Origin of the sequence: Actinomadura rayongensis (genome assembly GCF_009831215.1) — a bacterium.
Lineage (GTDB): Bacteria > Actinomycetota > Actinomycetes > Streptosporangiales > Streptosporangiaceae > Spirillospora > Spirillospora rayongensis.
In genome coordinates, this window is the sequence record NZ_WUTW01000010.1 from 171,644 (window position 1) to 181,646 (window position 10,003).

The 10,003-nt window shown below is 71.2% G+C and carries 8 protein-coding genes; 4 read left to right on the forward strand and 4 right to left on the reverse strand.

Annotation, left to right across the window (positions count from 1 at the left end; genetic code table 11):
- Positions 1–350 precede the first annotated feature (350 nt).
- Positions 351–1,910 carry an acyl--CoA ligase family protein gene (locus GQ466_RS29305; protein WP_337193671.1) on the forward strand — a complete coding sequence of 520 codons (1,560 nt, stop codon included), beginning with the start codon at positions 351–353 and terminating at the stop codon, positions 1,908–1,910.
- 463 nt (positions 1,911–2,373) lie between these two features.
- On the opposite strand, the gene metH is transcribed toward GQ466_RS29305, so the two are convergent.
- The gene (gene metH / locus GQ466_RS29310) at positions 2,374–5,985 is read right to left on the reverse strand and encodes a methionine synthase (RefSeq protein WP_337193672.1); all 3,612 of its coding nucleotides are present in this window, start codon (positions 5,983–5,985) and stop codon (positions 2,374–2,376) included.
- A 219-nt stretch (positions 5,986–6,204) separates the two neighbouring features.
- On the opposite strand from metH, the gene GQ466_RS29315 reads away from it, so the two are divergent.
- Positions 6,205–7,038, forward strand: coding sequence for a patatin-like phospholipase family protein (locus GQ466_RS29315; protein ID WP_161106313.1), 834 nt, complete (start codon positions 6,205–6,207; stop codon positions 7,036–7,038).
- Between the two features lie 16 nt (positions 7,039–7,054).
- Here the strand turns inward: GQ466_RS29315 and GQ466_RS31120 are convergent, their stop codons facing one another.
- Complete coding sequence (locus GQ466_RS31120; RefSeq protein ID WP_337193673.1) at positions 7,055–7,726, reverse strand: AMP-binding enzyme; 672 nt, start codon at positions 7,724–7,726, stop codon at positions 7,055–7,057.
- Between GQ466_RS31120 and GQ466_RS29325 the strand changes: the two genes are divergently transcribed.
- Positions 7,694–8,188: an FAD-dependent oxidoreductase gene (locus GQ466_RS29325; protein WP_337193674.1), complete on the forward strand. Its 495-nt coding sequence runs from the start codon at positions 7,694–7,696 to the stop codon at positions 8,186–8,188. The genes GQ466_RS31120 and GQ466_RS29325 overlap by 33 nt on opposite strands.
- A 276-nt stretch (positions 8,189–8,464) precedes the next feature.
- On the opposite strand, the gene GQ466_RS29330 is transcribed toward GQ466_RS29325, so the two are convergent.
- Positions 8,465–8,650, reverse strand: coding sequence for a hypothetical protein (locus GQ466_RS29330; RefSeq protein ID WP_161106316.1), 186 nt, complete (start codon positions 8,648–8,650; stop codon positions 8,465–8,467).
- Between the two features lie 6 nt (positions 8,651–8,656).
- Entirely contained in the window at positions 8,657–9,043 is a 387-nt protein-coding gene (locus tag GQ466_RS29335; RefSeq protein WP_161106317.1) for a nuclear transport factor 2 family protein, read from the reverse strand.
- 127 nt (positions 9,044–9,170) lie between these two features.
- Between GQ466_RS29335 and GQ466_RS29340 the strand changes: the two genes are divergently transcribed.
- A complete protein-coding gene (locus tag GQ466_RS29340; RefSeq protein ID WP_161106318.1) occupies positions 9,171–9,731 on the forward strand; it encodes a PadR family transcriptional regulator in 561 nt (186 codons plus the stop codon).
- The last annotated feature ends 272 nt before the right edge of the window (positions 9,732–10,003 follow it).

The window sequence follows — 10,003 nt, forward strand, 5'->3', positions numbered from 1 at the left end:
GTCCTCTCGGTGAGCAGTCAGCCCAGGATGAGGCGATCCAGGCCGGTTCAGCCAACTTTGTTGCAGGAACGGCAAACGGTTCGCGTCGGGACGGCGGACCGGTCGATTGTCTCGGTCGGAACGACGAAGCAGGCTGCCCGGTGTGTCGGGCAAGGCCATCGCCGGGAGGGCCCTGGGCCCTGGGCCTTCGCCGCTATGGCCGCCGATTGGCGGAAGTTCCGGCGCTCCGCCGTAATGCGGTGGGGACACGGATGGGCATCGACTCCCGAGCCGGGGGTAGCCGCGGTGGCCCGTCACGGGCTAGAACCGCCGCAAGCGCTCGTCTTCCATCCCGTAAGCAGGTGACCGCAGTGATCACACCGTTGAGCCCGTTGGCCTTCCTCGCCCGTTCGGCCGAGGTGTTCGGTGACAAGACCGCGATCGTCTCCGCAGAACGCCGTCTCACCTACCGTGCGTTCGCCGCCGAGGCGACCCGGGTCGCCCACGCTCTGCGGGCGTCCGGCATCGGGCCGGGCGACAGGGTCGCGTACCTGTCGCCCAACCTGCCCGAACTGCTGATCGCGCACTTCGCCGTGCCGCTGGCCGGGGCGGTCCTCGTCGCCGTCAACACCCGCCTCGCGCCGGAGGAGATCGCGTACATCCTGGATCACTCGGGCAGCGGGCTCGTGGTCGTCCACGAGACGCTGGCGGACCGGCTCATCCCCGCCGAGGGACGGACCACCGTCGTCATCGGCGCCGCGCGGGACGGCGCGCTGAGCTACGACGAGCTGCTGGCACGCGGTTCCGATGAGCCGCTGCCCTGGTCGGTGGACGACGAGAACGCCACGATCTCCATCAACTACACGTCCGGGACCACGGCACGACCCAAGGGCGTGGAGTACACGCATCGCGGCGCGTACCTGAACGCGCTCGGCGAGATCATCCACTCCTCGCACACGCCCGACAGCGTCTACCTGTGGACGCTGCCGATGTTCCACTGCAACGGCTGGTGCACGACCTGGGCCGTGACGGCGATCGGCGGCACGCACGTCTGCCTGCCGAGCGTGGACGGCGCGGAGATCTGGCGGCTGATCGACGAGGAGGGCGTCACGCACCTCAACGCCGCTCCCACCGTGCTCGTCACGATCGCCAACGCCGAGCAGGCGCACCCGCTGACGCGTCCGCTGGTCGCCACCACGGCCGGTGCGCCGCCGAGCCCGACGATCATCGGGGAGATGCGGCGGCTCGGTGTCCGCGTCGTCCACCTCTACGGCCTGACCGAGACCTACGGACCGTACGCGGTGTGCGAGCCGCAGGCGGACTGGCCCGCCGACGGCCCCGAGCGCGCCCGCCTCACCGCGCGGCAGGGAGTCGGGATGGTGCAGACGGACGGGCTCCGGGTCGTGGACGAGTCCATGACCGACGTGCCCCGCGACGGCACGACGATGGGCGAGATCGTCATGCGCGGCAACAACGTCATGGCGGGCTACTTCGCCGACCCGGAAGCCACCGAGCGCGCCTTCCTGGGCGGCTGGTTCCACTCCGGCGACCTCGGGGTCGTCCACCCGGACGGCTATGTCGAGCTGCGCGACCGCGCCAAGGACGTCATCATCTCCGGCGGCGAGAACATCTCCACCGTCGAGGTCGAGCAGGCCGTGGCGAGCCATCCGGCCGTCCTGGAGACCGCGGTCGTGGGCGTGCCCGACGAGCGTTGGGGTGAACGGCCGAAGGCGTTCGTCATCCTACGGGCGGGCGCGTCGGCCGCGGAGGCGGACATCATCGCGCACGTCCGCGCGCACCTGGCCGGGTTCAAGGCTCCGGACCGCGTCGAGTTCGTGACGGAGTTGCCGAAGACCTCGACCGGGAAGATCCAGAAGTTCGTGCTCAAGAACAAGGAGTGGGCAGGCACCGATCGGCGTATCCAGGGCTGAGCCGCAGGACCGTTCGCGGCTTTGCGGAACAGCGGACGCGGAGTGGGTGACCGAGTGCTCCTTGAGCTTCGCCGCCCGCCCTCGCGTCCGCCCGCCGAACTGAGCCGCAGGGCGGCTTACGGTGCCGCCGGTTGAGGGCATAGGCGACCGCATCCGCCGGTGACTCGCGAACCGCTCGTCCGCCGCCTAGCGGACGCGTGCTGGACGCGGGGCGGCATGCGGCATCACGCGTTCGCGGACGCGACAAAATCTGCCCGCGCTCGGCTTGAGCGACGCGGGCCCGTGTCGCGTCCGCCAAGACCCCACGCGCCAGAGGCGATTCCGGCGCCCCACATGCCAGAGGCGGTTCCGGCGCACGTCGCAACCACTGACGACGTCCATCGCCGTCACGACCACGGCTCCTGGTCGCGTGGCCGCCCCGGCCGCGTGCCGTGTCCGGGACAGGTCGGGGCGGCGGCCGGGGTCAGCTCGGGTCGTAGGCGAGGTTGGGGCGGAGCAGGCGCTCGGCCGCGGCCGGTTCGATGCCGCGCCGGTCGGCGTAGTCGCGGAGCTGGTCCTCGTTGATGCGGCCCACGGTGAAGTACCGCGAGGACGGGTGGGCGAAGATCAGTCCGCTGACGCTGGCGGCGGGCGCCATCGCGTAGTTCTCGGTCAGCGTCATGTCGAGCCGCTTGGCGTCGAGCAGGTCGAACAGCTCCTGCTTCAGGCTGTGGTCGGGGCTCGCCGGGTAGCCGAGAGCCGGACGGATGCCGCGGAAGCGCTCGGCGTGCAGGTCCTCGATAGCCGGGTCGGCGTCCGGCTCGAACCAGTCCCGCCGGGCCGTCAGGTGGATGTACTCGGCGAACGCCTCGGCGAGACGGTCCGCCAGCGCCTTCACCATGATCGCCCGGTAGTCGTCACCCTGGGCCTCGTAGGACGCGGCGAGTTCGTCCGCGCCGTGGACGGCGACGGCGAATCCGCCGAGGTGGTCGCCGGCCGGGGCGATGTAGTCCGCGAGGCACCGGTTGGGCCGCCCCTCGGGCTTCGCCGTCTGCTGGCGCAGCATGGGGAACCGCACGGCGTCGTCGAGCACGATGTCGTCGCCGTCCGCGTGCGCGGGCCAGAAGCCGTAGGAGCCGACGGCGCGGAAGTGGCCCCCGGCGATGATCTCGTCCAGCAGCGTGTTGGCGTCGTCGAACAGCTCGCGAGCGACGGGCTGGTCGAGGATCGCCGGGTACTTGCCCTTCAGCTCCCACGCCAGGAACAGGAACTGCCAGTCGATCATCTCGCGGAGCGCGGTCAGGTCCGGCTCGATGACCCGCGTGCCGGTGAACGCGGGCGTCGGCAGGTCGTCGAACGGAACCGTCTCACGGTTGGCGCGCGCCCGCTCGAGCGTCAGCAACGGCGTGCCGCGTCGGCCGGCGTGCTGCTCGCGCAGGCGCTCCTGCTCGGCGCGGTTGCTCGCCGCCAGCTGTTCGGCCTGCTCGGGGTTGAGCAGGTCCGACACGACGCCGACCACCCGGGACGCGTCGAGCACGTGCACGCACGTCCCGTCGTAGGCCGGGGCCACGCGGACCGCCGTGTGCTGGCGCGACGTCGTCGCGCCGCCGATCAGCAGCGGCAGCCGCATCCCGCGACGCTGCATCTCCTCGGCGACGGACACCATCTCGTCCAGCGACGGCGTGATCAGCCCGGAGAGCCCGACCGCGTCCGCGCCCTCGGCGATCGCCGTGTCGAGGATCTTCGCGGCGGGCACCATCACGCCGAGGTCGATGACCTCGTAGTTGTTGCAGCCGAGCACGACGCCGACGATGTTCTTGCCGATGTCGTGCACGTCGCCCTTGACGGTCGCCAGGACGACCTTGCCCGCACCGCGCTGGTTCTCCACCCGGCCCGCACGCAACGCCTCCTCCTTCTCGGCCTCCATGAAGGGCTCCAGGTAGGCGACGGACCGCTTCATCACGCGAGCGCTCTTGACGACCTGCGGGAGGAACATCTTCCCGGCGCCGAACAGGTCGCCCACGATCTTCATGCCGTCCATGAGCGGCCCCTCGATCACCTCCAGGGGCCGGGCCGCCTTCAGCCGCGCCTCCTCCGTGTCGGCCTCGATGAAGTCCACGATGCCGTGGACGAGCGCGTGGCTGAGCCGCTCTTCCACCGGCGCCTCGCGCCAGGACAGGTCCACGACGCGCTGCGTGCCGGATCCGCTGACCGTCCCGGCGAACGCGACGAGCCGGTCCGTGGCGTCCTCGCGCCGGTCGAACAGCACGTCCTCGATGAGTTCGAGTAGGTCGGCGGGGATGTCCTGGTAGACGGCGAGCTGGCCCGCGTTGACGATGCCCATGTCGAGCCCGGCGCGCACGGCGTGGAAGAGGAACGCCGAGTTCATCGCCTCGCGGACGACGTCGTTGCCGCGGAACGCGAACGACAGGTTGGAGATGCCGCCGCTGATGCGCGCCCCCGGGCACCGCTCCTTGATGCGGGGCAGCGCGTCGATGAACGCCTTTGCGTAGCCGTTGTGCTCGCTCATTCCGGTGGCGACTGCGAGGACGTTCGGGTCGAAGATGATGTCCTCGGCGGGGAAGCCCGCCTGTGAGGTCAGCAGGTCGTAGGCGCGCCCGCAGATCTCGACCTTGCGGTCCGCGGTGTCGGCCTGCCCCTGCTCGTCGAACGCCATGACGACGACGCCCGCGCCGTAGTCGCGGATGCGCCGTGCCTGGTCGAGGAACGGCCCCTCGCCCTCCTTCAGGCTGATGGAGTTGACGACGCCCTTGCCCTGGACGCAGCGCAGCCCGGCCTCCAGCACGCTCCACCGCGAGCTGTCGATCACGACGGGGATGCGGGCCACCTCGGGCTCGGTCGCGATGAGGTTCAGGAACGTGACCATCTCGCGCTCGCTGTCGAGCAGGTCGGCGTCCATGTTGACGTCGAGGAGGTTCGCGCCGCCCCGCACCTGCTCCAGCGCGACGTCCACGGCCGCCTGGTGGTCGCCCGCCTCGATGAGCCGCCGGAACCGGGCCGAGCCGGTGACGTTGGTGCGCTCGCCGATCATGACGAAGCCGGTGTCGGCGCCGATCTCCAACGGCTCCAGGCCGCTGAACCGGGTGAGCGGCGCGGGGGCGGCGACGGTCCGCGGGGCGACGTCGGTCACGGCCGCGGCGATCTGCGCGATGTGCTCGGGCGTCGTTCCGCAGCAGCCGCCGACGACGTTGACCATCCCGGACGCGGCGAACTCGCCGAGCAGCCGTCCGGTCTCGTCCGGCTTCTGCGCATAGCCGCCGAACGCGTCGGGCAGGCCCGCGTTGGGGTGGCAGGCGACGTAGGTGCCCGCGAGGCGGGACAGCTCGGCGACGTGCGGACGCATCTCCACCGCGCCGAGCGAGCAGTTCACGCCGACCACGAGCGGGTCGGCGTGCTCGATCGACCGCCAGAACGCCTCGACGGTCTGGCCGGACAGGGTGCGCCCGCTCAGGTCCACGATCGTCACCGAGATCCACAGCGGGAGGTGCGGGGCGACGTCGCGCGCGGCGGCGATGGCGGCCTTGGCGTTCAGCGTGTCGAAGATCGTCTCGACGAGCAGCAGGTCCACGCCGCCGTCGGCGAGCGCCTGGATCTGCTCGGCGTAGGCGGTGTAGACCTCGTCCCAGGTCACCGCGCGGAACGCCGGGTCCTCCACCTTCGGTGACAGCGACAGCGTGACGTTCAGGGGGCCGACCGAGCCGGCCACGAAGCGTCCGCCCGCCTCGTCCGCCGCCTGGCGCGCCAGCCGGGCCGCAGCGAGGTTCATCTCGCGCGCCCACCCGTCCAGTCCGTAGTCAGCCTGGCCGATGCTCGTCGCGGTGAAGGTGTTGGTGGTCGTGATGTCGGCGCCCGCCGCGAGGTACTGGCGGTGGACGTCGAGGATGACGTCCGGCCGGGTGATGTTGAGCAGGTCGGGGTCGCCCGTCACGTCCCGCGGGTGGTCGGCGAGGCGTTCGTCGCGGTAGTCGGCGGGGGTGAGTCCGGCGGTCTGGAGCATCGTGCCCCACGCGCCGTCGAGGACGGCGATGCGCCGGTCGAACAGGTCCCGCAGCGCGCTCGACTTCTCGGAATTCACCAGACGACCTCCCTGACTGGGAGGCGCCCTTACCGATGCGAGCGAGGCCGAGCGTGGCGGGCTTCGGCCCGTTGCAGCGCCTCTCGGACTCGTCCTCGACGATACCGCGTACCGCACGGCGGCCGGAACGCGATGTGCGTCTCGCGGTTCGGCCATCGGGCGCGGCCGTTCGTCCGGCGGAGGCGGTGGGTAGGAGCGCGGCAGAGGGGGTGATCTGGCATGTCCCGGGCCTTGGTCGTCGGTGCGGGGATCGTCGCCGGCCCGTTGTGGGCTGCGGGGGTGATCCATGGGCTCCGGCAGTACGGAACCGATCTCGGCGACGCCGACCTGATCGTCGGCACGTCCGTCGGCTCGTTCATCGCCGCGTTCACCGCGTTCGGCGGCGACCTCTCCCGGCCCGTCCACGAGATCGGGCTGGCCCGCGAGAAGCTGCCGATGCCCGAGATCGCGGCCGAGCAGTTCACCCGCATCTTCGATGTGCTGTCCGACGGCGAACTTCCGGCGGCCGAGCGGCGGCGGCGCCTGGGCCGGGAGGCGCTGGACGCCGACACGGTCGCGGCGGCGCCGCAGCTCGACGCCGCCCTCGCCCGCGTGCCCGCAGCCGGGTGGCCGGACCGGCCGCTGCTGGTGCCCGCGGCCCGGATCGACGACGGCGAACGCGTGGTGTGGCGGCGCGGGACCGTACCGCTGCCCGACGCGTTGCGCGCGGGCACCGCGATGCCCACCATCTTCCCGCCCGCCGAGATCGACGGCCGCTTCTACATGGACGGCGTCACCTGCTCGACGACGAACGCCGACCTCGCCGCCGGACACGACCGCGTCGTCGTCTTCGCTCCCCTGCGGCACCTGCTGCCCGCCCGCGTGCTGGACGGCGAGCTCGCCGCCCTCGACCCCGACCGCACCACCGTCATCGGGCCGGACGCCGAGACGGTCAAGATGTTCGAGCTGAACCTGTTCGACCCGCGCATGGGCATCGGATGGGCGGCCTTCCTCGAAGGCGTGCGGCAGGCTCCCCGCCACGCCGACCAGGTCGCCGCGCTATGGAACGCCTAGGCGGAGCTACGGCGGTTCAGCGGGGCGCGTCGGCGAAGAGCCCGCGGTCGATGGCCCGCTTCAGGATCTTGCCGGTGGAGCCTTTGGGCAGCTCGTCCACGACGGCGACGAGGTGCGGGACCTTGTACGCCGACAGGCGCTCTTTCGCCCACGCCCGCAGGCCGTCGGACGTCAGCTCCGCGCCCGGGCGCAGCACGACGACGGCCGCGACCTCCTCGCCGTAGCGCGGGTCGGCTACGCCGATGACCGCGACCTCCGCGATGGCCGGATGCTCGTGCAGAACGTCCTCGACCTCGCGCGGGTAGACGTTGTATCCGCCGCGGATGACCATGTCCTTCTTGCGGCCGACGATCCGCAGGTCGCCCTCGTCGTCCTTCACGCCGAGGTCGCCGGTGTGCAGCCAGCCGCCGCGCAGCGTCTCGGCGGTCTCCGCCGGACGGTTCCAGTACCCCTTCATCACGACGGGACCCCGGATGGCGATCTCCCCGACCTCTCCGGGCGGCAGTTCGCGGCCCGCGTCGTCCTGGACGACGACGGTGCAGCCGGGCGCGGCGACGCCGACGAAGCCGGCCTTGTAGGGCCGGTCCTCGGGATGGAGTTCGTCAACGTCGTCGCCATCGCGCCGAGCGACGACGACGTCCGCGAACGGCTGCGCGTGGACGCCCAGGCCGCCCGGATGCGCGCCCACTACGAGGGCTGGGACGAACGGCTCACCCGGCTCCTCGGCTACTCCGACGACCGGGTCGTCGCATGGGCGCTGAACCACCAGACGCCGTTCCCGGCCTGGCACCACGGGCACGTCGCGCTCCTCGGCGACGCCTGCCACACCATGCTCCCCTACTTCTCGCAGGGCGCGTCGCAGGCGATCGAGGACGAGCTCGTCCTCGCCGAGCAGGTCGCCAAGGCCGTCCGGGGCGAGCTGACGGTGGCCGACGCGCTCGCCGGATACAGCGACCGCCGCGCCGCGCACGCGGGCGTGGTGCAGACCGGCGCGCTCAACAACCGCGCGCTGTTCCACTTGCCCGACGGACCCGAGCAGCGGCGGCGCGACGGCGCCTTCCGCGAACACCACCGCGAGTCGGACGTGTCGTTCGACTGGATCTACGACGGCACCCCGCTGGAGGACGACCCCGTGCCGCAGGCGACCTGACCATCGGGCCACCTTCTCGTGCCGTCAGCAGGTGCGGGGCTTCGACTTGTCGCGGCCACGCGTCGTGGGGCCGGTCACGGCGTCCCACCGTCGTCGGCGGAGCAACGGCCGACGCTTCCGTGACTGTCCCCGCGCCGTACGTACCGGACGTCGGCGAGCAGCAGAGCCCACCGATGAACCCGTCTCCCGTCCCTGCGTCCGATTCGTCCCCCCCTCGCCCGCGTTTCCCGACGCCGACGTATCGACTGCGCGCGACCGGGCCGGCCGCCGCGCCGCTCAGCCTGGCCGCGCCGCTCGGCCCCGGCCGCGCAGTTTGGCCTGGCGGCGCAGTTTGGCCTGGCGGCGCAGTTTGGCCTGGCGGCGCAGTTTGGCCTGGCGGCGCAGTCCGGCGCGTGCGCCGACACTGCGCCTCGGCTCGTTCGCCCCCGGCCGCGAGCCCTCCTCGGCCGGAGCGGTCGGCATCGCGTCTTACTGCGCCGCCGCCTCTGCCTTGATGCGCTCGAACTGCTCGCCCATCCGGGCTGCGAGCGCGGTGGCGGCGGTCAGCGGGCGGACCATGACCTTGAAGTCGATGATCTTGCCGTCGTCGTCATAGGTGAGGAAGTCGCAGCCGTTGATCTTCAGGCCGTCGACAACGGCCTCGAACTCGTAGGCGTGGTGGCGGCCGTCGCGGATCTCGCGCACATAGCGGAAGTCCTCGAAGACGCGGAGCACGCCGCGCAGGATCGCGGCCGTGATCGCCCTTCCCTGGTACGGCCGGAACGCCACGGGGCTGGTGAACACCACGTCCTCGGCGAGCATCGCCTCGATCGCCTCGGCGTCCCGGGCGAGCACGGCCTCGGTGAAGGTCGTCATGCCTCCGCCTCCTAGTCAATTAGTTGACTACTTCGCGGTCGAGCGTAGGACCCGGGTCGTTCGCTGTCCAGCGAAGTGAATAATCAACTTTTCGACTAGGTACCACCGGGTGGCTAGGGTGAGCGGCATGGCGCTGCGGAACGCGATCCTCGCGACGCTCCTGGAGGGCGAGTCGTCGGGCTACGACCTGGCCAAGGTCTTCGACTCCTCGGTCGCCAACTTCTGGACCGCGACGCCGCAGCAGCTCTACCGCGAGCTGGATCGGATGGAGGGCCAAGGGCTGGTCGAGGCTCGCGTGGTCGAACAGGAACGCCGGCCCAACAAGCGGCTGTTCTCGATCACCGAGGCGGGCCTCGCCGCGCTCACCGAGTTCACGGCCCGCGAGCCCAAGCCGACCGCCGTCCGGGACGAGCTGCTCGTCCAGGTGCAGGCGGTCGAGCATGGTGACGCGGCGGCGGTCCGGGACTCCGTCCGACAGAAGCAGGCGCTCGCCGAACGGAAGCTGAAGCGCTACGAGCGGTTGCGCGACCGTCTCCTCGCGGGCCGGGCCGAGGCGGACTACCTCGCCACGGCGGATCGCGTCGGCCCCTACCTGACGCTCGCGCGCGGCATCGCGTTCGAGCAGGAGAACGTCCGCTGGTGCGAGTACGTCCTCGGCGTACTCGCACGGCGCAACGCCACGGCCTGACCGGAGCCGAGAAGGCACAGCCACACCAAGGTGCGGGGCCGGGTCGGTAGCGCGCGGGCTTGCCGGTCCCAGTCGTGGGCGGTTTCGACGGAGACGAGCCGGCTGCCGGAGGGCGGCTGCGGTGCCTGGTCTTCCGCTCTTGTTTTCGGACACCGAGACCAGCATCCTTAATTGCAGGACTACTGTTTCAATTTTCAGGAGTTTTGATGAGTGGCACGATGACGGCTGTCCGGATCTACGAGCACGGTGGGCCGGAGGTGTTGAAGGTCGAG

What these genes read in the sequence shown, in the direction of transcription:
- GQ466_RS29315 (WP_161106313.1), top strand. Translation starts at nt 6,205, where the DNA reads ATGTCCCGGGCCTTGGTCGTCGGTGCGGGGATCGTCGCCGGCCCGTTG.
- GQ466_RS29330 (WP_161106316.1), bottom strand. Translation starts at nt 8,650, where the DNA reads ATGCCGACCGCTCCGGCCGAGGAGGGCTCGCGGCCGGGGGCGAACGAG.
- GQ466_RS29335 (WP_161106317.1), bottom strand. Translation starts at nt 9,043, where the DNA reads ATGACGACCTTCACCGAGGCCGTGCTCGCCCGGGACGCCGAGGCGATC.
- GQ466_RS29340 (WP_161106318.1), top strand. Translation starts at nt 9,171, where the DNA reads ATGGCGCTGCGGAACGCGATCCTCGCGACGCTCCTGGAGGGCGAGTCG.